Source organism: Bryocella elongata (assembly GCF_900108185.1).
In the GTDB taxonomy this organism is placed as follows: Bacteria; Acidobacteriota; Terriglobia; order Terriglobales; family Acidobacteriaceae; genus Granulicella; species Granulicella elongata.
The window spans coordinates 1,557,672-1,580,700 of sequence record NZ_FNVA01000001.1 but is presented as its reverse complement, the minus strand read 5'-3'; the positions used below and the strand labels follow the sequence as shown (position 1 = coordinate 1,580,700).

General features: G+C 58.5%; 17 protein-coding genes and 1 tRNA gene. 12 read left to right on the top strand and 6 right to left on the bottom strand.

Features of this window, described 5'->3' with window-relative positions; translation table 11 throughout:
* Positions 1–15: 15 nt before the first annotated feature.
* The 5 genes from C4S68_RS06095 to C4S68_RS06075 all read left to right on the top strand — a co-directional run bounded on the left by C4S68_RS06095 (position 16) and on the right by C4S68_RS06075 (position 8,533).
* Positions 16–1,314, top strand: a complete 1,299-nt coding sequence (locus C4S68_RS06095; protein ID WP_103932028.1) for an MFS transporter — start codon at positions 16–18, stop codon at positions 1,312–1,314.
* A 229-nt stretch (positions 1,315–1,543) separates the two neighbouring features.
* A complete protein-coding gene (locus C4S68_RS06090; RefSeq protein ID WP_160115023.1) occupies positions 1,544–2,968 on the top strand; it encodes a TolC family protein in 1,425 nt (474 codons plus the stop codon).
* Positions 2,969–2,993: 25 nt separating this feature from the next.
* Positions 2,994–4,286 carry an HlyD family secretion protein gene (locus tag C4S68_RS06085; RefSeq protein WP_160115022.1) on the top strand — a complete coding sequence of 431 codons (1,293 nt, stop codon included), beginning with the start codon at positions 2,994–2,996 and terminating at the stop codon, positions 4,284–4,286.
* Positions 4,287–4,298: 12 nt separating this feature from the next.
* Entirely contained in the window at positions 4,299–5,882 is a 1,584-nt protein-coding gene (locus tag C4S68_RS06080; protein ID WP_103932025.1) for a DHA2 family efflux MFS transporter permease subunit, read from the top strand.
* Positions 5,883–5,977: 95 nt separating this feature from the next.
* Positions 5,978–8,533 carry a glycogen/starch/alpha-glucan phosphorylase gene (locus tag C4S68_RS06075; RefSeq protein WP_407641093.1) on the top strand — a complete coding sequence of 852 codons (2,556 nt, stop codon included), beginning with the start codon at positions 5,978–5,980 and terminating at the stop codon, positions 8,531–8,533.
* A gap of 38 nt (positions 8,534–8,571) precedes the next feature.
* Here C4S68_RS06075 and C4S68_RS06070 read toward each other — a convergent pair whose 3' ends face one another.
* Entirely contained in the window at positions 8,572–8,958 is a 387-nt protein-coding gene (locus tag C4S68_RS06070) for a DoxX family protein (protein WP_103932023.1), read from the bottom strand.
* 301 nt (positions 8,959–9,259) lie between these two features.
* On the opposite strand from C4S68_RS06070, the gene tkt reads away from it, so the two are divergent.
* The 5 genes from tkt (at position 9,260) to C4S68_RS06045 (ending at position 14,515) form a co-directional block, all read left to right on the top strand.
* Positions 9,260–11,257: a transketolase gene (tkt, locus tag C4S68_RS06065; protein WP_103932022.1), complete on the top strand. Its 1,998-nt coding sequence runs from the start codon at positions 9,260–9,262 to the stop codon at positions 11,255–11,257.
* Between the two features lie 124 nt (positions 11,258–11,381).
* Complete coding sequence (locus tag C4S68_RS06060; protein WP_103932021.1) at positions 11,382–12,287, top strand: NADP-dependent oxidoreductase; 906 nt, start codon at positions 11,382–11,384, stop codon at positions 12,285–12,287.
* Between the two features lie 60 nt (positions 12,288–12,347).
* Positions 12,348–12,824 (top strand): VOC family protein, encoded by a 477-nt coding sequence (locus tag C4S68_RS06055; RefSeq protein ID WP_103932020.1) that lies wholly within the window; start codon positions 12,348–12,350, stop codon positions 12,822–12,824.
* Positions 12,825–12,902: 78 nt separating this feature from the next.
* Complete coding sequence (locus C4S68_RS06050; protein WP_200821481.1) at positions 12,903–13,793, top strand: MBL fold metallo-hydrolase; 891 nt, start codon at positions 12,903–12,905, stop codon at positions 13,791–13,793.
* The gene (locus tag C4S68_RS06045) at positions 13,763–14,515 is read left to right on the top strand and encodes a DNA-3-methyladenine glycosylase (protein ID WP_235011390.1); all 753 of its coding nucleotides are present in this window, start codon (positions 13,763–13,765) and stop codon (positions 14,513–14,515) included. Before C4S68_RS06050 ends, C4S68_RS06045 begins: the two co-directional genes overlap by 31 nt.
* Positions 14,516–14,530: 15 nt before the next feature.
* On the opposite strand, the gene glgX is transcribed toward C4S68_RS06045, so the two are convergent.
* A complete protein-coding gene (gene glgX, locus C4S68_RS06040) occupies positions 14,531–16,591 on the bottom strand; it encodes a glycogen debranching protein GlgX (RefSeq protein ID WP_103932019.1) in 2,061 nt (686 codons plus the stop codon).
* Positions 16,592–16,776: 185 nt separating this feature from the next.
* Here glgX and C4S68_RS06035 point away from each other — a divergent pair, with 185 nt between their 5' ends.
* The gene (locus C4S68_RS06035; RefSeq protein WP_103932228.1) at positions 16,777–17,685 is read left to right on the top strand and encodes a class II fructose-bisphosphate aldolase; all 909 of its coding nucleotides are present in this window, start codon (positions 16,777–16,779) and stop codon (positions 17,683–17,685) included.
* 1,148 nt (positions 17,686–18,833) lie between these two features.
* Positions 18,834–18,916: transfer RNA gene (locus tag C4S68_RS23120), tRNA-Glu, on the top strand.
* 90 nt (positions 18,917–19,006) lie between these two features.
* On the opposite strand, the gene C4S68_RS23775 is transcribed toward C4S68_RS23120, so the two are convergent.
* The 4 genes from C4S68_RS23775 to C4S68_RS06010 form a co-directional block, all read right to left on the bottom strand.
* Complete coding sequence (locus tag C4S68_RS23775; protein WP_160115021.1) at positions 19,007–19,234, bottom strand: tyrosine-type recombinase/integrase; 228 nt, start codon at positions 19,232–19,234, stop codon at positions 19,007–19,009.
* Positions 19,235–19,242: 8 nt separating this feature from the next.
* Positions 19,243–19,995, bottom strand: a complete 753-nt coding sequence (locus C4S68_RS23770) for a tyrosine-type recombinase/integrase (RefSeq protein WP_103932016.1) — start codon at positions 19,993–19,995, stop codon at positions 19,243–19,245.
* Between the two features lie 339 nt (positions 19,996–20,334).
* Positions 20,335–21,873 (bottom strand): TolB-like translocation protein, encoded by a 1,539-nt coding sequence (locus tag C4S68_RS06015; RefSeq protein ID WP_103932015.1) that lies wholly within the window; start codon positions 21,871–21,873, stop codon positions 20,335–20,337.
* Between the two features lie 15 nt (positions 21,874–21,888).
* Positions 21,889–22,761 carry a winged helix-turn-helix domain-containing protein gene (locus tag C4S68_RS06010; RefSeq protein ID WP_160115020.1) on the bottom strand — a complete coding sequence of 291 codons (873 nt, stop codon included), beginning with the start codon at positions 22,759–22,761 and terminating at the stop codon, positions 21,889–21,891.
* Positions 22,762–23,029 lie beyond the last annotated feature (268 nt).

Sequence of the window (23,029 nt, the reverse complement as noted above, 5' to 3'; positions counted from 1 at the left end):
CGCCAGGAGAGATTGATGCTCCGAGTCAGCTCGTTTTACGGTTGGAGGCTGCTTGCCGCCCTTGCTGCGATTGCTTCCGTCAACCAGGGAATGACGTACCTGGGCGCGGGGGTCATCAACGCTCCCATGGCAAGAAATCTGGGGCTTAGCCGCGGCATCTTGGGACTGGGTTCCACGTTCTTTGTTCTATGTATCGGCCTCTCGGCACCGCTCGTTGGAGGCTTGGTGAATGCGTTCGGCTCGCGCCTGTGCCTTGTATTTGGTTCATTGCTCGTTGCGCTGGGTGCAATCCTCCTGGCGACAGGCGCGAGTCAAGGCTGGCACTTTGTCGTCTGCTATGGGCTTCTACTCGGTATGGGCTGCGGATTCGGCTCCATGATTCCGGCGCAGTCCTGTGCCTCGCTTTGGTTCGAAAGAAGGCGCGCTACAGCTCTGGGACTTGTCCTGGTCGGGACTGGTGTGGGGGGCGCAATCTCGGCACCTCTGCTCACTCATGTAATCGTGACGGCACATGGGAATTGGCGCGCAGGTTGGTGGTGCGTCTCTGCTGCTGCGTTTTTGGCTGGGATGGTGTCCATCGCATTCGTGAAGGATAGCCCCGACGATCTGGGGCAGGTTCCTGATGGACAGGAAAAGCTGGTCGGCGAGATCGCCGATGACGCCGCCGCCCGGCACTCGCGTGTCTATCGGACTCGAGATCATTGGACAGTCAGGGAGGCAGTTCGCACACCCGCGTTCTGGCTACTCACTTTGGCCGCCGTCGGCGAATCCGTTCCGGGCACGGCGGCGGTAGCCCACGCGATACCCCATCTGCGTGACCTCGGCCACACCGCAGAAGCGGCTGGCTCCGCGCTCGGAATTTTCTCGGTGTGTTCGATCCTGGGAAGTTTGATCGTGGGATTCTTCTGTGACCGGATGGATCCACGCATTGCTTGGGCCGTCTCCATCGTGATTATTGGATCTTCTTTGTTGATCGCGACCCGCGCCGAAAGTAATGTCGGCATGTACCTGTTTACGGGCATGCTTGGGTTCGGGTCGGGATCTGCCCTGACTTGTTGGCATGCGACGGTGGCAAACTATTTTGGGCCGGCCTCATTCCCCTCGATCTTGTGCGCACAGATGCCAATCAGCACCACGATCGCTGCGGCGTCTCCCTTCCTTGTGGGCGTGGCCTACGACGTCCATGGTACCTATACTCCGGCCTTTCTCGCGGTGTCCGCGCTTTCGGTGTCGACGGCAATCCTCTTGCTCGTCGCCGGCCCACCGATGCATACCGTCCGTACCGACCCGAGCCGATTGATGGCGAATTCCTGAGGCGTACGGCAACTGATGTTGAAGTCGTAAAGTCTGTCCACAATAACCGGGGTGGGATCACACGTGATCCGCGATCACGACCCCATCGGCGATCGCGATGACCGACACCTAGGTGCCTATCAATACCAAAGCTCAATGGATTCCGCTTAGCCCCTCTGCTCTGATTGTGGAGAGAATCTGGATCCGCATGGGGTGTGCGCGTTCACTTGCCCCGAGGGAGCGATCGACGATGAAATCGGAAATCAAATTCCGGACGAGCCAATGGTTAGTTGTTGCGACTCTCCTTGTCCCATACTCAACGATTCTTTTCGGCTTGCGGCCCCAATTTTTGAAAGCGCAGAATCTCCAAGCTGGCGTCGCGCCCGTTGAACCGGCGACGCCGTCGAACGCACCTTATCGCAGTGACGCCCTCACACTTGCGGGAGCGGTTGACTTTGCACTGAAGCAGAACCTCGATCTCCAGATCGCCAATATTGAAACTGCAAAGCGTCAGCAGGACGTTGAAATCGCACGGTCAGCGCTGCTACCGACTGTGGGCTTCGAGGCAGATGAAAGTGTCAATCGGCATAACCTGAGGGCTCTGCTCGGCATCGAGATCCCGATCCCCACTGTCCCACATAACATCGGACCTTATCAGGCGGTTCATGTCGGGCCTACGTTCGCGGTTCCGGTGTTTGACCTCACGTTGGTTCGTCGTTACCAGGCCAGTGGGCATCGCTTGCTTGCTGGCGGGGCCGATGAGTCGACAGTTCGGGAAGAAACTGTCCTGTTGCTTGTCAGCGAATACATGGCACACCTGCGTGCAATCGCGGCCATCACGGCGGCTGAGTCGCGCGTCGAATTGGCCACGCGCCTGGCCCACCAAGCGGATGACCTGCTAAAGGATGGCGTAGCAAGCAGGATCGATGTATCGCGTTCCCAGGTGAGACTCAGAGAGGAACAGCAACGATTGATTGACGCGCAGCGCGATGCCGACACCTCGCTGTACGCATTGCGGCGCATCATGAACATGCCTGACAGCGAGAAGATTGCATTTACCGACCGGCAGGACTTCTTCCGGACGCCGTCATTCGATGTCTCAGACCCTCTGGCGACCGCATTGCTGCAGCGCCCCGAGCTGAAATCCCTGAACGAGGGGATCAAGGTGGCCCAATCGGACCATAAGGCCGCCGTGGCGGAGTCTGTGCCGAAACTCACTTTTGATGGGTTTTGGGATGAACAGGGGCAGACATTCAACACCTCCGCTCCGGGATACCAGTATCAAGTCACCATGAGCGTACCCATCTTCACCGGTGGGCGGCTCAGTGCTGAGCGGAGGAGCACGCAATTGGCGGAGCAGCGGGCGCAGAAACAACTCGCACAGGAACGAGATGTGATCACCGAGCAGGTACACGACGCGCAGATAGAGTTACAGGCCGCGCTCCACCAGGTGGAGCTTGGTCGCGAGGAAGTGCAGCTGGCCCATGAGGAAGTGTCGCTTTCGCAGGGGCGCTTTCAGGCCGGCGTGACCGACAACATCGAGGTCACGGCCGCGCAGGACTCGCTTGCTCACGCTAACGATGCGGAGATTGGGGCGCTATTTCGCTACAACATCGCACGAGCAGAACTCGCCCGGGCCACGGGCGCCGCCGGGCAGACCTACGCCCATCCCTAACACTTATTCGAGAAAGGAGACGACCATGAGTGAAGCGGTTGTAGACCCATCGACCGAAGAATCGGCGACGGCCCACGGCGCTGTAGAAGCAGAAGGTATCACGGGGCGCAAGAAGACTCTGCTTATCTGCGGCGGTGCGGTGGTGCTGATCCTGTTGCTGGTCTTCGGCATTCGATATGTGGTGTGGTCATTCCACCACGAAGAGACAGATGATGCCTATCTGGCGGGACATCTTCATCCAATCAGCGCGCGCGTTTCGGATACGGTGCAGCGCGTCTTGATCGACGACAACGAGCATGTCGTTGCGGGGCAGACACTCGTCATTCTCGATCCCAACGACTATAAGGTGAGATTGGATCAGGCCAAGGCTGCGCTCGATGCGGCCAGCCGCGGGGCTGCGACGGCGGACGCAGCGATCCTCTCTACGTCGCAGTCTGCGACGGCGCAGACGACCGAAGCGGTGGGCAGCATTGGAGAGGCGAAGGCTTTGATCCAGGCATCGAAGGCCGCCGTAACCGCAGCCGAGGCGGGGGTTCCGCGTGCGCAGGCTCAGCTTCGGGAAGCAGATGCAACATTGCAACGCGACGATACCGACCTGCAGAGGTACGAGGACCTCTACGCGAAGGAACAGATCTCAAAGCAGACCGTTGATCATCAGCGCGCCAGCTATAAGGTGGCCCTTGCCGGACAAGCCGCGGCACAGGAACAGGTGCGACAGGCCCAGGCCCAGCTGATAGCAGCTCAGCAAGGCGTCGTGCACGCGGAGGCCCTGCTGACGAACTCCCAGGGCGGGTTGCAGTCCGCGCAAGCTGTAAGGCTCGAAACACGTGTGCGCGAAAGACAATTTGCGACAGCAAAGGCCGCGGTCGCGCAGGCCACGGCGGCGATGGAGGACGCGAAGCTTCAACTTTCCTACACCATCATCACAGCTCCAGTAAGTGGACGCATTGGCAGGAAGTCGGTTGAGGCAGGGCAGCGCGTACAGATCGGGCAGCCGCTGATGGCGATTGTCGAGGATCAGCCATGGGTTGTCGCCAACTTCAAAGAGACGCAACTGGAGAAGATGCGCGCCGGCCAGAGCGTCGATGTTGAAATCGACACGTTCCCGAAGCACAAATTTCATGGACACGTGGACAGTCTCGCCCCGGGTTCTGGGAATGAATTCGCGCTTCTGCCTCCAGACAACGCCACTGGAAATTTCACCAAGATCGTGCAGCGAATTCCGGTCAAAATCGTTCTCGATCAGGACAGCGTGCGTCGGTACGAGAACCTGCTTTCGCCTGGCATGTCGTCAGTCGTCACTGTGGCCACGAGATAGAGGAGAACTTCCATGGCAACCGCAACGATCAACCCAGCGACGGGTGCAAGAAGTAACGCGGCGGAAACCGGCGATCATGTGTCGTTGAAGACTTGGATCTGTGTGACCGGGGTTCTTCTCGGCTGCTTTATGGCTGTGCTCGATATCATCGTCACGAACTCTTCGCTTCGTGACATTGCCGGAACATTGGCCGCAAGCTCGGATGAGATCTCATGGGTGCCGACGGCGTATCTGGTTGCCGAGATCGTCGTGATTTCTTTGACCTCGTGGCTCGCTGCGGTGTTTTCACTCAAGAGATATCTCCTGGTGAACTCGATCCTTTTTGTCATCTTCTCAGTGTGCTGCGGCCAAACGCATTCGCTGAGCCTGATGATCCTCTTCCGTGTCCTGCAGGGTTTCACGGGCGGCGTCCTGATCCCACTCTCATTCGTCGTCATCCTCACGTATCTTCCTCCGTCGAAGAGGGCCATTGGCATGGCGATGTTCACCATCACCGCAACGTTCGCTCCTGCCCTGGGGCCGCTCCTCGGCGGATGGTTGACTGACAATTATGGATGGCCATTCATCTTCTACATTAACGTCGTTCCCGGGATTCTGCTGATCGCCGCAGTGTGGTTCACCATGGAGCAGCAGCCCATGAACTTAGCGCTGCTGAAAAAGGGTGACTGGTGGGGAATCGTCACTATGGCTATAGGTCTGGCGGCGTTCGAAATCGTACTCGAAGATGGAAATCGTAAGGACTGGTTTGGCGATCCGGGGATTGTAAAGCTTGCATCGGTCGCTGCCATCTTCATTCCCGCCTTCATCCTGATTGAACTACGACAGAAGGAACCCCTCGTCGACCTGCGCCTCTTTGCGCGCCGGAACTTCGGGCTCGGCAGTATCGTCAACCTGACCCTTGGGATTGGTCTCTACGGCGTCGTGTTTATTCTGCCGCTATACCTGGGACAGATCCATGGCTATGATGCAACGCAGATTGGGACGGTCATCATCTGGCTGGGGCTACCGCAGCTCGTTGTTATCCCGCTGATCCCAAAACTAATGAAGGTCGTCGACGCGCGAATCATCATCGGCACAGGCATCCTACTCTTCGGCGGCAGTTCTTTCTTGGATATCCATCTCAATTCGAATTTCGCAGGGCCGCAGTTCTATATTCCACTCATCATCCGTGCGGTGGGGCAGCCCCTCATTATGACTCCTCTATCTGCCGTCACAACGGCCGGCATGGCGGAGGGCCGCGAGAGCGGGTCGGCATCTGCACTCTTCAACATGATGCGCAACATAGGCGGGTCGATCGGGATCGCCGGTCTGTCCACCCTGCTGTCCGTGAGAGAGCGGTTTCACTCGGAACGCATCGGAGAGTCCGTGACGATCTACTCGCAAGCTCTGCAGGTACGCCTGCAGGAAGTGGGGACCTACTTCATGTCTCATGGCAGCGATCCCGCGTCCGCCCAGGGACGGGCGATCGATGTCGTTGGTGGAGCGATTCAGCGTCAGGCGTTCCTGTTTGCCTACAGCGACTGCTTTCTGGTTCTGGGCTGCGTTTTGCTCGCTAGCGGGGCGACCCTGTTCTTTATGAGAAAGACGAAGCTGTAGGGGGCGGTGGGCGGCCACTGAGGTCCGCGATACGATTCTCTCGCCGCTCTCGCGAAATTCACCATCTCAATCCGCGTCGGTGCATCCCATTAAAAATGGGTGGACGAAATCCAGCGTTCGACGGAGAAGGCGGTAACCGTATGCCGGAACAAAAGCACCGAGCTCCAACAGCCCAGAATGATGGTCAACCACGGGGAGACGCGCCCGCCGGTGACGACCGCACTGGCACGACCGCCGAGGAGATCGCAGCGTCTTTCCATGGCCACCTGACACGAACTGTTGGCCGGCCACTAGAGCGAAGCAGCGTGATCGATCAATATCATGCGCTTTCGTTCACGGTACGCGATAGTTTGATGGACCAGTGGCTGGAAACGATCGAGACCTACAGGCAGGAAGATGTGCGTGTTCTTGGGTATCTCAGTGCCGAGTATCTTCTTGGGCCGCACCTGCCGAACGACTTGTTGAATCTTGATCTGACGCCAGAGACCGAGCAGGCGATGAAGAGTGTGGGCTTCGACCTGGAAAGCATAGCTGCCGAGGAGCCCGAGCCTGGTCTCGGTAACGGCGGCCTCGGCCGACTGGCGGCATGTTTTCTCGATTCGCTCTCTACGTTGGATGTACCGGTGATCGGTTACGGCCTCCGTTACGAGTTTGGGATCTTCCGTCAGGAGATTGTGGATGGCTGGCAGGTAGAGACGTCCGACAAATGGTTGCAATTTGGCAATCCATGGGAGATCCAGGCCTCCATGTCACTGGTGGTTGGCCTATTTGGCCATACCGAGACCTACACGGACGACCAGGGCGCTGTCCGGCACAGATGGGTTCCCGGCTACAAGGTGAAAGGCATTCCGTTCGATACGCCGATCCCGGGGTATAAGACGCGTACGGTCAATCGACTGAGGCTCTGGAAGTCGGAAGCCGTCGATTCGTTTGATTTAGGCGTCTTCAACAGTGGCGACTATGCCGGCGCCGTACGTTCCAAGATGGAGTCGGAGACGATCAGCAAGGTGCTGTATCCGCCAGACGAGAAGGTGGAGGGCAAACGGTTGCGGTTGACCCAGCAGTTCTTCTTCACATCATGCTCTTTGCAGGACATGGTGCGGATACACCTGTCGCTGGGAAAGCCGCTCGAAGAGTTCGACAGGAAATGGACGGTGCAGTTAAACGACACTCATCCGTCGATCGGTATTGCCGAGCTCATGCGTCTACTGATGGATGAACATGAGATGGGTTGGGACGATGCCTGGCGCGTGACGCAGACCTCGTTTGGATACACCAACCACACGCTGCTGCCCGAGGCGCTGGAGCGGTGGCCGTTGGACTTGTTTGGAAATCTCCTGCCGCGGCATCTTGAGATCATCTTTGAGATCAATCAGCGGTTTCTCGACGATATGCGTCGCCGCTATCCTAACGACGACGCGCGAATGCGCCGCATGAGCATCATCGGAGAAGACGGCGAGCGCACCGTGCAGATGGCGCATCTGGCCGTTGTGGGTAGCAAGGCGGTCAACGGAGTTGCCGAACTCCACACGCAACTACTGGAAGAAACAACACTGAGTGACTACTACGAGGCGTTCCCTGAGCGATTCAGCAACAAGACAAACGGCGTGACGCCGCGCCGCTGGCTGATGCTCTCCAATCCGGAGCTCACGGGGTTGATCAACGAGGCCATCGGCACAGATTGGCACAAGGATTTGTATGGCCTGAAGTTGCTGGAGCCGTATGCAAGGGACACAGAATTCCTCAACCGCTGGCGGAAGACGCAGGAGGGCTCAAAGGGCCGGCTCGCCGCGTACATCAAGGAGATGATGTCGATCGATGTAGATCCCACATCGATGTTCGATGTGCAGGTCAAGCGGCTGCATGAGTACAAGCGGCAGCATCTGAATGCGCTGCACATTCTTTCGCTCTACTGCCAGATAAAGAGCGGCGCGGTGAAGGACCTCACGCCGCGCACCTTCCTTTTTGGCGGCAAAGCCGCGCCGAGTTACACGATGGCGAAGCTCATCATCAAGCTCATCTGCCAGATTGGCGCGCTCGTCAACAGCGACCCGCAGGTGAACCATCTTCTGAAGGTCATCTTCCTTCCGAACTATTCTGTCTCTCTCGGACAGCGCATCTATCCAGCGGCCGATCTCTCCGAGCAGATCTCCACCGCTGGCTTCGAAGCAAGCGGCACGGGTTGCATGAAGTTCATGATGAATGGAGCCGTCACCTTGGGGACGCTTGACGGCGCCAACATCGAGATCCGCAAAGAGGTTGGGGAAGAGAACTTCTTTCTCTTCGGCTTGACCGCGCCGGAGATCAGCGATCTTCGGCATGCAGGCTACAACCCACGCGGCTACTACGAGAAGAGTCCGCTGCTGCGTGAAGCGCTGGATGGATTGCGGGATGGGCGGTTCTCAAACGGGGATCGCGGTTTATTTGCGCCCCTGGTGAACGACCTGTTGAACTCCGATCGCTACCTCGTGCTCGCTGACTTCGACGCGTATGTTGCGGCCCAGCTGGAAGCAGGCAAGGCCTACTCCGACCCCTCTCGCTGGGGACCGATGTCGCTCCTGAACACGGCGAGATCGGGCAAGTTTTCCTCCGATCGAACCATCCGCCAATATTGTGAGGACATCTGGGAGCTGCCGGTGGGGAAACGATAACCTCCATCTGACGGGCGCGTAGCTCGGCATGCTGTCCCTTACTTCAGCAGCACATACTTTCCACCATCCGTGGCCGCGATCAGCAGATTCATCAGGATGAAGATTAGCTCGTAGTGCCAGCCGTACGTCTTGTCTCCCCAGAATCCAATGTGCCAGGAGAAAATTTTCTTCTGCATCGCTCCGAGCATGAGGAGGATCAGTCCAAAGGCCGCAAGCTGCGTCAGAACGCCGAAGGTGATTCCCAGACTGCCGGCGACCTCGGCGATTCCCAGAAAAATGGTGAAGCCCTTCGACATCTCGATGCTCTTCGAGCGCGCTTCCGGGTCCTTCAGGTGGCTGTAGCCGCTGGTGATGAATACAAGCCCGACCATAAGTCGAAGTAACAGGATGCTGAGATCGGTGAAGTGGGCGAGTTGAGGGAACATCGGGACGTTCTCCTGGCAGTGCGTTGCGCTTCCGACTAGTATCGATCGGCGGCCTCAATTAGGTCAGAATACCGCTGACGAATCTATTGGACGAACGTATCGGGGGTCGTCGATGCGCAGCAGGCATAAGCATGGCCTCGTGGGGTCTGACACCTTGGTATGGCCAATACTATTGGCCAATTGATCCGCCGCAGGACCAGCGGTGTAATCGTCCCATTGCGGTTGGCCTGATCGAGTGGCTGAGGCTCTGAAGCAGCCGCCGCCCAGACCGTGCGTAGCCGTCAAGGCGTGTGAGGGGACGATGACTGATCAGCAAGACAATGGCTCCCTTGATCAACTCTCAATCAACACCTTGCGAATGCTCGCGATCGATCAGGTGCAAAAGGCCAGGAGCGGCCATCCTGGTGCGCCGCTGGGTTGCGCGCCGATCGCCTATGTGCTCTACCACCGCGTGATGAAGTACAACCCGAAGGATCCTCACTGGTCCGATCGCGATCGCTTCGTCCTGTCGAATGGGCATGCCTCGGCCTTACTCTATGGGGTGCTTCACCTCACTGGTTACGATCTGCCCATGTCGCAGTTGGAGTGCTTTCGCCAGTGGGGATCCCAGACGCCCGGCCACCCAGAGTACGGTCATACGCCTGGCGTTGAAGTTACAACCGGTCCGCTGGGTCAGGGCCTAGCGATGGCTTGCGGTATCGCGATGGCCGAACGGTGCCTCGCAGCGGTCTACAACCACGAGAACCACACGCCGGTGGATCACTACACGTATGTCCTCTGCGGTGATGGCGACCTGATGGAAGGCGTGTCGCACGAAGCGGCGTCACTGGCTGGAACACTTGGTCTCGGCAAGCTCATCGTGCTCTATGACGACAACCTGATCACGCTTGACGGCCCCACGGAACTCAGCTTCACCGAGGATGTGACGGAGCGCTTTCATGGTTATCACTGGCACGTGCAGATGGTTGAAGACGGCAACGATCTCGTCGCGATCGAGAAGGCAATTCTTGCGGCCAAGGCTGAGTCCGGCAGGCCGTCGCTCATTCGCGTTCGTACGATCATTGGCTATGGGTCCCCTGGCGCAGGAACCAATAAGGTCCACGGGGAAGCGCTTGGCGTGGAAGCGGTAAGGGCCACGAAGCGGAACTTCGGGTTCCCCGAGGATAAGAGCTTCTACATTCCTGAAGACGCGCGCAGGAATTGGCTGCAGGCTGTAGAGAAGGGCGAGAAAGCCCAGGCAGAGTGGCAGGCCAGGTTGAACGAGTACAGCAAGTCATACCCAACGCTTGGGAGTCAGTACCTTCGGACGTTTGGTGCCAGGCTGGAAGAAGGTTGGGAGAAGAGTCTGCCGACGTTTCCACTGGAAGCGCCCCTTGCAACGCGCAACGCGGGTCAGGCAGTGATGAAGGCGATTGAGAACGTTGTGCCCGAGCTCTTTGGCGGCGCCGCCGATCTGACAACCTCGACCAAGACGATCTTCAAGGACTCGCTCAGTTTCCACGTTGATCCAAACGGCCGCAACGTGTTCTTCGGAGTGCGTGAGTTTGGCATGATGGCAATGGTGAACGGCATGGCCGCTCACGGCGGACTGATCCCATACGGTTCAACGTTCTTCACCTTCGTGGACTATTGCCGCTCCGCCTTGCGCACGGCGGCCCTCATGGGCACGCACTCGCTGTTCGTATTCACACATGATTCCGTAGGCCTCGGCGAAGACGGACCAACACACCAGCCCGTAGAGCACCTGATGAGCCTGCGGGTGATCCCCGGGCTTACTGACTTTCGCCCTGCGGATGCGAATGAAACTTCGGCCTGCTGGAAGCTTGCGCTGGAGCGCCATTCACCAAGCTTCATGGCACTGTCGCGACAGGACCTCCCGGTTCTCGACGTCGAACAGTTCAACGTGTTCGAAGGCTGCGCGAAGGGAGCGTATGTGCTCGATGCGTTCGGGCGGGACATCATCCTGGTTGCAACAGGGTCAGAGGTAAGTATCGCGCGCACGGCGGCGATGGAGTTGAAGGCGGTCGGCATCAACGCCACCGTCGTGTCCATGCCAAGCTTCAAGATCTTCGAAGAGCAAAGCAGCGAGTACAAGCTGTCGGTCTTCCCGCACGACGTACCGAAGATCTCCATCGAGGCCGGTGCGACGCTGGGCTGGTACAAGTACATCGGGTCGGACGGCATCGCAGTGGGGATCGATCGCTTCGGAGCATCGGCCCCAGGCCCGATTGCGCTCGAAAAGCTAGGCATATCGGTACACCATGTGGTGGATGCCGCAAGGAGCCTGGTCAAGAAGTAGGGACGACGTTCGCGCGCTGGGAATGTATTTACGGAGCAATGCGTGCTCGAGGCGCAGCAGCGACCGATGCCGCTGCCTCGCGTAGCACTGGTGAGGGTTTGACTATGCAAGCTGGAGGCGAGTGATGAAGGCGATTGTTGTCCACGAATACGGCGGCCCAGACGTGCTGAAGCTGGAAGACTATCCGGATCCGGTCCCGGGTGCCGGTGAGGTCCTGGTGCGGGTTGTTGCGGCCAGCGTCAATCCGATTGACTGCCAGCGCCGTGCCGGGCGGACGCAGGACTTTTATCCTCTCCATTTTCCGAGCCTCATTGGAATCGATATGGCGGGAACCGTCATCGGGACTGGACCTGGGGTGGAAGACTTCACTGTTGGTGATGAGGTCTTTGCCATGGTGGACAACACCTACGCGGAGCTCTGTGTCGCACGTGCCGCTGTAGTTGCGAAGATTCCCGAGGGGCTCGATCTGATCCAGGCAGCGGCGCTGCCGCTCGTGACCGTTACGGGTAACCAGCTCCTTTCAGCTACCGAGATCAAAGCTGGCGATACGGTGATGGTCCTGGGAGCTATGGGTGCGGTCGGTCGCTCGGCGGTATTCACTGCGAAGCATTCCGGCGCGATTGTGATCGCTGGTGTCCTCAAGAAGCAACTTGACGACGCAAAGACGATAGGCGCGGATCAGGTGATCGCAACGGACGATGACACCGCCATTGCGGGGCTCCCCTCGCTCGATGCCGTAGCGGATGCGGTTGGCGGTAGGATCGCGGAAGAACTCATCGGCAAGGTCAAGCATGGCGGAACGTTCGCGACCGGCCTCAAGGCGCCATCGAATGCTGGGGCTTATCCTCATGTGCGTGTGGTGCCGGTCTTCTCGCACTTCGATCGAGGCACGCTTGAGTTTATGGCGGCTGCGGTGCGGGATGCGAAATTGGTCATCCCGATTGGTTTGGAGTTGCCACTGCGTGAGGCGGCCGAAGCCCACGTGCGTGCAGAGAAGGGCGGTATCGGGAAGATCCTGCTGTTGCCTTGAGCGTAGTCACGAACCTTGCACACGATGTTTGTAATGAGAACCGTATCGAAAGGAGCACCAATGAGCGACACGCCAAATGAGTCATCAAGCAACGCGGTACAAGTTGAACAGAAGAGCTATGAGATGCCCCCGCGCGAGGGTTTCAGCGTCGCACACTTTCTCACTGTTGCCGATATCGAGCGGTCCGCCAGGTTCTATGAGAAAGTCTTTGACGGTCACATTCTGAGTTCAGGAGATAGTGACGGCGCGCCCGCGTACATTCAGATCGCGAACACCTGGCTCCTCGTGAACGTTGGGGGAGGGCCGACTCCCGATAAGCCTTCCGTAACTCTTAGCGTCCCCGATCCGGACAGGATCAACGGCTTCATGAACATCCGCGTTGCGGATATCCATGCTTGTTACAAGTTATGGAAAAGTCGAGGTGCCGAGTTCATCACGGAGCCTATTCCGAAGTACGGCGAGATTCGCTGCTACATCCGTGATCCGGACGGTTACATCATCGAGGTCGGACAGAGCACCGAGCTGAAATACGGTTAGCACGCGACCGGGAACCGGGCGACTGCTGCGATTGTCGAGTTGAACCGTTACCTGTTTTGCCAGCGAAGGGAGCCTCAGATGTGCGGTACAAATGGCTTGAAAGAATCTGCCGGCGTGACCATGCCTGCCGCATCGAGCACGTTGAGTGTGAACGTGTTCACCGCGCCGGGGAAGCCTATGGTTGGCGAGCGGCCAAAGCCCTTCGGCGAGCCGCTGGGGTTTGATCCCAGCACGTCGACGTTGATCTACGGTGACCACGACGCGGTGCTGGTGGATGCCATGACGACTGTGGCTGAGGCTGAGGCTCTGGCGAATTGGATTGCTCTGCACAATCGCAATCTGGAGACCATCTACATTACGCACGCTCACTTCGACCACTTCTACGGCTTGGGGGTCTTGCTCGACCGCTTTCCAGGTGCCCGGGCGATAGCGGCACCCAAAGCCCTGGAGGCCATGAAGGCGTCGTTTACGCCGACCGTGGAGCGACTGGCCCGCCAGTTGTTTCCCGGGCAAGTTCCCACGAGGCTTGTTTCTCCCGAGCCCTACGAGCAGGACACATTCACGCTCGAGGGCCACGAGCTGCGAATCATCGAGCAGGGCCGCACGGATTGTCCGGATTCAACATCGTTGTACGTCCCGTCGATCGGCCTGGTTGTCGCCGGCGATGTCGTGTACAACCAGTGCCGCATGTACGTCGGCGACACTACCCCCGAGAGCCGCCGGAATTGGATCGCAGCGCTGGACCGGTTAGCCGCGCTGAACCCCTCGATGGTTGTGGCTGGTCATAAGAAGCCCGGCGCGCCCGATTCTCCCGCGGCGATCCAGGAGACCAAGCGGTACCTGGAGGATTTCGATCGGTTGCAGCGGGTCGCCGCGTCTGATCAGGAGTTGTTCGACCAGATGACCGAGCTCTACCCGCATTGGGTTGCGAACCAGTCGTGGTTGATGTTCGGATTCCCGCAGCCATAACGCGCCTCAGCCGGTTGACGAGCGATAGAGAGAAAGCATTCGGAGCTTTCCGGGCTCAGCCCTCCGGCAAGCTGGATAGGGCAATTCAATTGCAGATAGCGTCTCATCTCGCACAGGAAATTCGGAGGCTATCTCGGGCGAGCTTGCCAACGGATACGGCTGAGCTGGCGAGATACCTCATCGGAAAAACCATTGTTCGCGAGATCGGCCGAGGCAGATTGATCGGCCGCATTGTGGAGACGGAGGCGTACCCTCCGGGTGACTCGAGTGGCCACGCGTATCGGGGGCGGACAGCCAGGAACCAGTCGCTCTTTCTCGGCAGGGGATTTGCCTATGTGTATTTCATCTATGGAACGTCGTACATGCTCAATGTGACGTCCGAGAAAAAGGGAACTGGAGCAGGCGTGCTCTTGCGCGCCATTGAGCCGATTGGCGGAATTGAATCGATGGAGCGGTTCCGCGGGACCGACAAACTCACAGATCTGGCGAGGGGACCGGGGCGGCTTGCGGAAGCCTTGGCGATCGACCGGCGCCTGGATGGCGTTGACTTGTGTGCCGATGGCCCTCTCTGGCTTGGAGCTGCCGTTCGGGAGACCGGGCAAATCCGCAGGACGGTTCGCATTGGAATCAAGCGTGAGGTAGATCGACCATTGCGCTTTATCGAGGAGAGTAACCCATTCCTGAGTGGCCCGCGTTTCGAGGCAAGAGGCCGGCACGGCTAAAGTGCCTCGGTGGTGTCAGGAACTCATCACTCCACAACCTCCAGTTGTCAGTAAGACGATCGATCGAGACTGAACGACATATGTGGATTGATCGGTCATCTCCTCTCCTTGCCGCAGAAAATCCGACGGCGGATCCTGGAACGTATCGATCAGCCGACGCCATGGACCACAGCCATCAGGACGAGGGGGCAAGGCGAACGGCAGGGTCTCCCAATAGGCATTGAGCATCAGGTGAAAGGCGCCTCCGCTCTCGAGGTTGGCCGTGGCAGCGAGGCTGTGTGAGTCGACTGAAAGATCCGGAGCCCAGAGGTGAACTCCGTGCCACTGGATGTTGGCTCGCTGGAGGAATTCGTTGAGCGACAGGGAATCACCTCTGGGGCTTGCTGCAAAGCTCAGCCGCAATTGAATCAGGAGGCGGGTGAACCTGTAGAGATCGGCATGCTTATTGCGGAGGTCCCAGTCGAACCAGCTCAGCGCATCGTTTTGGCAGTATGCGTTATTGTTGCCGAACTGGGTTCTTCTTACTTCGTCTCCCATCAAGAGCATCGGAGTTCCAATTGAGAGCAGGGTGACCGTCAGAGCGTTGCGAATCTGGCGTGCACGTAGTCGCTCAATTTCTGTGTCGTCGGTGGGACCCTCTACTCCACAGTTCCACGAGTAGTTGTCAGAAGCCCCGTCGCGATTGTTTTCCCCATTTGCTTCGTTGTGCTTTCCGTTGAAGGAGAAGAGGTCGTTGAGCGTGAAACCATCGTGGCAGGTGATAAAGTTTATGCTTTGCTCGGGCGGGTGGCTTGGCTTTGTATAGATGTCGGGGCTTCCGACGAGCCTTTGCTTCAGATTGACGACGGTGCCTCGATCCGACTTGAGGAAACGTCGGACATCATCACGGAAACGGCCATTCCACTCCTTCCAACGGTCGCCAACGAACGACCCGACCAGGTAGAGTCCACCTGCATCCCATGCCTCGGCGATCAGCTTCCGGCCTGCAAGTACAGGGTCGGAGTCGATCTCCCAAAGGATGGGAGCATCATCAACGGGCTTTCCGTGCTTGTCGCGGGTCAGCACAGCCGCAAGATCAAAGCGGAAGCCGTCTACATGCATCTCGGAGACCCAGTATCGTAGGCTGTCGCCGATCATGCGGCGGAGGACGGCATAGTCGCTGTTGAGCGTATTTCCTGTGCCTGAATAGTCTGAGTATTGCGAACGATCATCCGATAAGAGATAGTAGAGCCGGTTATCGAGTCCCTTGAGGGAGAACGTAGGCCCTCCATTTCCGCCTTCAGCCGTGTGGTTGAACACCACGTCGAGGATCACCTCGATGCCGGCCCTGTGCAGGGCCTTCACCATGTCACGGAACTCGTCCAGACAGCCTAGCGGATCGACACGAGAAGAGTAACCGACGTGGGGAGCAAAGAACCCCATCGGGCTGTATCCCCAGTAGTTCTCCAGTCCGTCCGGCGCATCCTGGGCGTCGAATTGGAAAACGGGCATCAGCTCAACCGCGGTAATGCCCAGGTCTTTCAGATAAGGGATCTTCTCGATCAGGCCCGCATACGTTCCTCGCCGCTCCGCCGCGACTCCGGAGTTTGGGTGGCGTGTGAATCCGCCAACGTGCACTTCATAAAGGACAGTGCTCGAAAAGGGATGGCCAAGAGGAGAATCATCCTCCCAGTCGTAGATGCTGAGATCTGCGACAACACTCCTGGCGCAAGCTGACGCGTTGTCGCCGGGTTTCGCGGCGGCACTTCGTTGATAGTTCTTCGTCGAGAGGGCTTTGGCATATGGATCTAGGAGCACCTTTTCAGGATCGAAGCGATGGCCCTGATCAGGCGCGTAGGGCCCACTCATCCTGTACCCATACAACTGACCCGCTCTTAGGCCTGGCACGTGAACATGCCAATAGTGCGACGTACGATTTGTTCCGGGATAGAGGTCAATGATGCGATATGGCTGCGCGGCATCCTCGGACTCGAAGAGCAGCAATTGCGCGTGGGTTGCGTAATAGGAGAAGACGCTGAAGTTCACGCCCGTCGTGGTGACACTTGCGCCTAATGGAGATGGGCTTCCCACATTCATCCTCTATTCCTCGATCCCCACCAGACGTGTGATTAAGCCGCGGCTCCAGAAGCGACACTATTAGCCGATTGTATTGGCCGATACCTACGTACCTACCGATACCAAAGTTCAATGGGATTAAAGAAATCCTCGTGGTGTGATCTCTCAGCAGGCTTGCACAGGTGGGTTGAATGGAGGAGATCAGGATGCGCTCTTTATCGCAGCTGTTGGAACAGGCAAAGATGGATAGGGTGGCGATCGGTCACTTCAATGTCTCCGACATGGTGCTGCTGAAGGCGGTGTGTTCCTCCGCCATGGATCTGCAGGTCCCTGTGCTGGTGGGCGTGTCCGAAGGAGAGCGACGGTTCCTTGGGACTCGTCAGATCGCTGCGCTCGTCCGCAGTCTCCGAGAAGAGTTCGGCTTTCCCATCTTCCTAAATGCCGACCACGCGCACTCGCTGGAAAGCGCCGTCGAGGCTGCGCGTTGTGGATTCGATGCGGTCACGTTTGATCGTTCTGCGCAGCCCCTGGAGCAAAATATATTCGAAACGCAGCTGGCAATCCAGACTCTCAAGGCCATCAACCCCGCCATCCTGGTCGAAGGAGAGATCGGCGACATCGGAACCGGCTCTGAGATACACGAGGCGGAACGGCAGGAGCCTCGGACTCTCACAACGGCACAGGAGGCTCGGCAGTTTGTCGAGGCGACCGGTGTGGACATACTGGCACCGGCGGTGGGTAACAGCCATGGGTTGATGAAGAGCATGGTGTGGGGAACGGCGAAAAAGCACCTGGACGTTCCTTTGATTGCTGAGATCAAGAGGGCAGTCCGAATTCCGTTGACGCTGCACGGCGGATCCGGAACCGACGACGAAGACCTGCGAGAGGCGATCGGCGCAGGTGTCACCATCGTCCATATCAATACAGAACTGCGAGTGGCATGGAGACGCGGTCTGGAGGCAGGGCTTTCGGAAGACATCAACCAGGTTGTCCCGTACAAGATTCTTCCCAGCGCGGTGGAGGCTGTGAGCCGAGTTGCGCGCTCGCGGATGCAGCTATTCAACAACGGACGTCTCGGCTTCAGTGTGAAAAGCGTCACTGAAACTGCAGCGTGAGTTCGGTCGGCGTTTGGCATGCCTAGATGATCGGCTCACCACTACTGCTGAGAAGAAGGAGAAGCTGACCAGTGAGAACTCCACAAGAAATTCGTGAGCTACAAATACAAGTCGTCCGGGATAGGGAAACGTACGGGCGGATCCAGCGCCAGAAAGAGGAGCTTCAGACGAACGTTCCTCTGGATGGATTTTCTGGTGTGTCCTTGGAACTCAAGTATCGCGGCCAGATGGAAGTGCTCGCAAACTCGATTCGTAGGGGCGAGCAAGTGTTGGGTGCTGAGGGTGGTCAATCCGATTCGACTCAAGATACTAGTGAGCGAGCCGAGGGGCCCATTCAAGTTGCATGAGGGCTTGCCTATCGGCCACCAAGAGTCTTTTTTTCAGCGCGTCCGCCCATCGGAATACCTCAACTGTCCTTCAGCCGGGAGGGAATTAACGAAAAGATTGGTTGGTGATTTAACTAGGGTCGGTTAGTTGCCGTCTAACGTATATGCGCTTGGGCCATGCGCGGGCTGAAGAAGCTACGCCACCTTGATGCCATCGTAGGTTTCGATGCCAAGACGACCGGTTTTGACGGAGATCCGATTGATGGCGCGGGCCCTCCTTCGAGATCACCTCCTCGAGGCAGATGAGCCATATCCGCGATCGGCGCCCCCAAGCTCGAAATCGACCTTTGCAAGCCAACCATGCCCAACAAATACAATCAGTTACGGCGTCCGGGGCCCCTTCACCACGGAAACATGGGGTCAGCTCCTCCGACGATGCCAACAGCAATTGGGGTTCTAGGCTGCTGTACAACTGTGCTGTACATAGGGCTCCATAAACGTCCCGAAACTCCTCCGAACTCCCCGCAGCGCACCATAGTTCACAACAACATACGCAAGTCCTGGCCGTTTCGTAATCGGCTGGTCAACGGTTGGAGTCCGTCAGTGTGCTCACTGTCGTCCACAATCCGCGGTTCAGCTTGACTGACAGCAGGCGACACCCAGGTACATTCCGAAATCACATCCCCCGGACGATTTTGCAGGAGAGGTTTGGTCAGCTTGGTATCGAAAACGAATCCACATTCCGACGACAGCGGATCGTGGGTTCAATGAGGGTTCAATAACTGCTCCTGAATGCTCCAAAACGGCTTATTTAAGCCAACCGTCCCCAATGCTGTCAATCAGTTACAGCGTCCCCGACCCCTTTCACGGTGGTAACACGGGTTCGAATCCCGTCGGGGACGCCAACAAAACAAAGCACTTACAAGTTTAGGACCCGAAAAACGTGGGTTCAAAAAGGTTCAATAAGGATTCCCGTCTGTGGGAATCCAGGGTTCCTACGTGTCGTGCTCATTCTCTGAGTCGCCCAGGATCTGACGGACGACACGGTTGTGGGCACTCCGCTTTACCTCTGTTACAGCCTGCGTATAGACATCCATCGTCACCTTGAAGTTGGCGTGGCGGAGCGTCTCCTGGATGGTTTTCACGTCCTCTCCGTTGGCCTTCATCAGAGTGCCGAGGCTGTGCCGCAGCGTGTGCCAGCCGAACGGATCGGTGATCTTCAACTTGTCTCTCAGAACTGGCTTGAGGTAGACCCGGTAGATCGAGCTCGGCCAGTATGGTTGCTTACCGGCTTTGCAGGGCTGGCGAAGACCCAATCTTGTGGCTGGTTGTAGGCGCAACGCTGCCGCCATGCAAACAACACCTCGGCAACCTCCGCCCCGATCGGAACCGGCTTTCGGGAGGCCTCTGTCTTGCAACGCTCGATGCGCTGCTTGACGACATCTCTCGTGACACGCAGTTCCAGAGTCTCGAAATCGACATCTTCCCACTTCAGCCCGAGAATCTCACCGACACGCAGGCCGGTAGAGGCGCCCAACAAAACAGCTGTCTTGGGAAGATCGACCAGCTTCTCCAGAAACAGCTTGATCTGCTCTGGCGAGAGGATGGTCGGGATTCGGGAACGCTTTGCGCTCTGGCGGACATGGCGGATCGGATTGGAGCTTACCCACCCCCAACGCTGTCCGTGGCTGTATAGAGCGCTCATGATGTTCCTGATCTTCGCCTTCGAACCCTTGGACATGGGCAGTGACTTCAACCACTGCTCCACTTGAATCGGTTTTACTTCCGTCAATCGATACGAACGCCAGCGAGGGAGGATCCACTTCTTGAGATAGCCCTGATACGTGGTCTGCGTGGAAAATGACTTTCGTGTCTCGTCATCTCCCGCCTCGCTCCCCAGCGGCCGTGTGCCTTGCACGATGTCCGGCAGCCCGTGTTGCCTATAGTGTTCGACCAGAGTTTCAAGACTGATCGCCTGCAGCACCTTGATCTTGCAGATTCTGCACGCTCTCCTCCTCTAACTAGTCGGGGCTACATGGCTGGATGGAATGATCCCGAGTCATCTCATCGCGGCGTGTGAATGGTACCCAGCCCGCACTGTTTGATGAGAAGGTCGAGACAATCTACTGCGGTCTGACCGAGCAGGTTAGTCAGTAGATGATCCGCAAGCGTGCGTTGTTGGTCGTTCGAGACCATCGCCGGGTCCACCTAGAGCGGAAGGTCCTGGACGTCTCGATCGAGCGCAGCACGAGGTCAGGCCAGTAACACATTGAGGGTGGCGCCCCTTACGTTCGATGAATGTGACCGCGAGGGAGAGGCCAACTCAGCGGGTCCCGATCCAGACATTCCTGTTGAGTGGTGTGCGTCCTGGGAAGGCGATCTTCTTTCCATCGCGTGAGAGGACCGGCCAGATCGAGTCCGGGCTTTGGCGCAGGAGCGTCGTGTGGCCCGCAGGATCACGGTAGACGAGGTCGAAACCTTCAGCTGTGTGGGTCTCGATGAAGAAGGATCTGCCCTCGGCGGCCCAGACCGGTTCCAGCACCGACCCGAAGCCTGGCAGGGGGAGATCTGTGAGCTCGTGCGTTGCCGCTGCGTGTCCGGCCGCTCGCAGCGAGAGCAGTTCGATGCCCGGGTGAACCGGATCATGGTCCGCCATGGCGACTGTGCGGCCGTCCGACGATAGCTTCCAGTCGCCGAAGACGGTCGGCTTCCATGGAATGCGGGCAAGCTCTACCCCTCGTCCGTGCAGAGGGTCCAGATCGTAGAACACCAGCTGGCTCTTGCCCTCGCGCTCTCGCAGCACACAGGAGCCGCTGCTCGAGTTCGAGCAGTTGAAGCTCTCCAGCTCGCCGGGCACGGACAGCATCTGCGGTGTGCCGCCCTGTGCCGGGATGCGTCCGATCGCCTGGAGTCGCGCCGGATCGCCCACATATTGGAGGAACAGGATCCACCGGCCGTCCGGGGTGTAGTGACCGACCGCGGAGGTCTTTGTATCGATCACCACCTCCAGCTTGTCGGTGCCGACACGTTGTCTCGCGACCACCGAGGTCCCAGCATATCCGTTGTCGAAGAGTAAAACGTCGCCGGAGGGGCTCCAGTTGGTTGGGTAACTGGTGGAGGTGTGATGCGTGAGCCGCGTGACGTGCTCCAGGGAAGGGGTGTTCTCGGACCAGTGGAGATCCGCGACATAGACATCCGTAGCGTGCCGGTCCAGGATGGCTGAGAAGTGATGTCCGTCGGCCGACGCCGAAAGGGAAGCCGCAGCGTAGCCGTTGGCCCCCCATATCGAAGCTCCGGGCTGGAGGATGGTGGGGGTGTCCAGGATCGCTCCGGTGTCGGGATCGGTCATCACCCGTGAAAGCGAGAGCCCGGAGTCGCGGGTGTTCGTAGGGAAGAACAGCTCGCCGCTTCTCAGTAGTACAGCCGAGTCGAAGTGGAGGCCCGGTGCACTCGCCAGGAGCTTTCCGTTTTCGGCGTCATAGCTCTGGTAGATCCATTTGTGTTCGATTTGGAGTTGATCGACCGGATTGTTCTTCGCGGCTTTGGCTTCCTCTGCGGATGGCTGGATATCGCGGCTGCGGTCGGTGACGATCCTCTTCCCGTCGGGGGACCAGAGTACCCAGAGGAACGCCTCTCCTGAGTCTTCCGGTTGCAATCGGCGGGCGTTCTGACCGTTGGCATCCGCGACCCAGAGCTGTGTCTGCCGCCCACGGGTAAAGACCACCCGCTGTCCATCAGGGGAAAAGGTGGCGAGTTCCGCGTTGTCGAAGAGCACCCTGGGCTGGTCGCCGCTGAGGGAGACTGCCCAGACCTGGTCCTGCTGGGGAACTGAGCCAGCTGCTGCACCGCTCACGAGGATCATGTGCTCCTGCGGATGTCAGGCGATGCGATCCACGCGCAGGCCCGCTGGAGCGTTCAGCAGGTGATTGACCCCGGTAGCCATCGCCCGGACCGTGATGCCGGCGTGGTCCGCATACGCCAGCGACTCCCCGCTGGGCGAGATCGCCTGAGCGGTGAGATTGTCCTCCGGCTCGTCGAAGGTGATGGGCCGCGTGTTGCGGAAGAAGGAGGCCTCTCCGGCGTGGGCATCGGCTTTCGCTGGTGCGTGAGCGGCGTCATGGAGCCAGCGCACTCCAAGGGCGGCCAGCAACAGGAAGCTCAGCGCGGCGGCGGCGAAGACGTTGCGCGCACGGAAGATCCCAGGCAAAGGGCGACCTGCAGGGAGAGCCGAGCTGACCGGCGTCCCCTCGCCTGCTTGCGCCGAAGCGGGGCTGATCAGGAGCTCGGCGGGCTGGCTTGGGGAAGGCTGACTTGAGGAGGGCGACGTCTCCGTTTGTTCCTCTGCAGTCGCAGTCGCAGTCGCAGTCGCTTCGGTCTTCGGCGTCGCGCCGGGTGGGGCCGTGGGGACGACCAGAGTCACCGGGGCCGCGAAGCGATATCCCGTACCGACCACTGTGGCGATATAGACGACGTCCCCACCCGCCTGCGCCAACTGGCTGCGGAGCCGGCGGACGGCATTATTGATGCCACTCTCGATGTCGATGGTGCCGTGTTCGTCCCACAGGGTGGAGGCGATCTCGTCGCGGGAGATCAGGTCGCCCGGCCGGCTCACGAAGAGCAGCAGCAGCCGGTTCACCGCATTGGGAAGGGGGACGACCTCATCGCCGAACCGAAGGTCCTGCTGCGATGGATCAAAGGCGAAGGGCCCGAATTCGTAGTACCGCGAGCTGCGTCGAACGCCATCCCACACGATGACAGTGCCTTTATCTGGACAGGTTCAACGTGCGCAAACGAGTCCACATACCTTTTTGAGCTTTGCAATCAGTGATTTACCGATGTCATAGCGATTATAGATCGTTTTTAGCCTGGTTCCATTGCTATGCCGTGAGCACCCAGCCTATGTTGGCTCATCTTCTTCTGCAGCGCTGACCTCACCCTTCGGCTCCGGCCAACTCGTGAGTTTCATCGCTGTGCCTCAGGCAGAAGACCGGGCCCTTTCTTTCAAAACCCTTGTGGCG

Bases quoted from the DNA above. Each gene is read 5' to 3' on its own strand.
- C4S68_RS06095 (WP_103932028.1), top strand. From the start codon at position 16: ATGCTCCGAGTCAGCTCGTTTTACGGTTGGAGGCTGCTTGCCGCCCTT.
- C4S68_RS06090 (WP_160115023.1), top strand. From the start codon at position 1,544: ATGAAATCGGAAATCAAATTCCGGACGAGCCAATGGTTAGTTGTTGCG.
- C4S68_RS06085 (WP_160115022.1), top strand. From the start codon at position 2,994: ATGAGTGAAGCGGTTGTAGACCCATCGACCGAAGAATCGGCGACGGCC.
- C4S68_RS06080 (WP_103932025.1), top strand. From the start codon at position 4,299: ATGGCAACCGCAACGATCAACCCAGCGACGGGTGCAAGAAGTAACGCG.
- C4S68_RS06075 (WP_407641093.1), top strand. From the start codon at position 5,978: ATGGGTGGACGAAATCCAGCGTTCGACGGAGAAGGCGGTAACCGTATG.
- C4S68_RS06070 (WP_103932023.1), bottom strand. From the start codon at position 8,958: ATGTTCCCTCAACTCGCCCACTTCACCGATCTCAGCATCCTGTTACTT.
- tkt (WP_103932022.1), top strand. From the start codon at position 9,260: ATGACTGATCAGCAAGACAATGGCTCCCTTGATCAACTCTCAATCAAC.
- C4S68_RS06060 (WP_103932021.1), top strand. From the start codon at position 11,382: ATGAAGGCGATTGTTGTCCACGAATACGGCGGCCCAGACGTGCTGAAG.
- C4S68_RS06055 (WP_103932020.1), top strand. From the start codon at position 12,348: ATGAGCGACACGCCAAATGAGTCATCAAGCAACGCGGTACAAGTTGAA.
- C4S68_RS06050 (WP_200821481.1), top strand. From the start codon at position 12,903: ATGTGCGGTACAAATGGCTTGAAAGAATCTGCCGGCGTGACCATGCCT.
- glgX (WP_103932019.1), bottom strand. From the start codon at position 16,591: ATGAATGTGGGAAGCCCATCTCCATTAGGCGCAAGTGTCACCACGACG.
- C4S68_RS06035 (WP_103932228.1), top strand. From the start codon at position 16,777: ATGCGCTCTTTATCGCAGCTGTTGGAACAGGCAAAGATGGATAGGGTG.
- C4S68_RS06015 (WP_103932015.1), bottom strand. From the start codon at position 21,873: ATGATCCTCGTGAGCGGTGCAGCAGCTGGCTCAGTTCCCCAGCAGGAC.